Origin of the sequence: Nonomuraea guangzhouensis (assembly GCF_019396345.1) — a bacterium.
Lineage (GTDB): Bacteria > Actinomycetota > Actinomycetes > Streptosporangiales > Streptosporangiaceae > Nonomuraea > Nonomuraea guangzhouensis.
In genome coordinates, this window is the sequence record NZ_JAHKRM010000122.1 from 1 (window position 1) to 603 (window position 603).

General features: G+C 72.5%; 1 protein-coding gene. It reads right to left on the reverse strand.

Going from position 1 to position 603, the window contains the following annotated elements; all coding sequences use genetic code 11:
- Nucleotides 1–603, reverse strand: a 603-nt coding sequence (locus tag KME78_RS63700; RefSeq protein WP_219539966.1) for an HAD-IC family P-type ATPase, incomplete at both ends; no start/stop codon positions are given.

Below are 603 nucleotides of genomic sequence, written 5' to 3' on the forward strand. Positions count from 1 at the left end.
GGCCGTAGACCAGGAACCGGCGGATGTTGGCGTAGACCCGGCGGCCCTCCTCGACGGCCGCGACGACGGTGTCCAGGTTGTCGTCGGCCAGGACGAGGTCGGCCGCCTGACGGGCGACTTCGGTGCCTCGCTTGCCCATGGCCACACCGATGTCGGCGCGTCGTAGCGCCGGTCCGTCGTTGACGCCGTCGCCGGTCATGGCGAGGGTGTCGCCGCGGTCCCGCAGATCCTGGATGATCTCGAGCTTCTGCCCGGGGGTGGCGCGGGCGTACACACCGGCCCCGGTCTGATCCAACGCTCCGGGGTCGCGGCAGTCCACGACGGGGTCGCCGGCGGCGATGATGCCCAGCTCGGTGGCGACGGCGCGAGCGGTCCCGGGGTGATCGCCGGTGATGAGCAGCGGTCTTATCCCGGCCTGCTGGCAGGCGGCGATCGCGGTGGCCGCCGCGGGACGTGGCGGGTCCAGGATGGCGACGAGCCCGAGCAGCGACAGTCCGCTCTCCCGCGCTGTTTGCGGGACAGCGTTCAGAGGGACGGTGTTCAGATCGGTGCCGGCCACCGCCATGACCCGGTATCCGGCCCGGGCGAGCTGTTCGGCGCGCT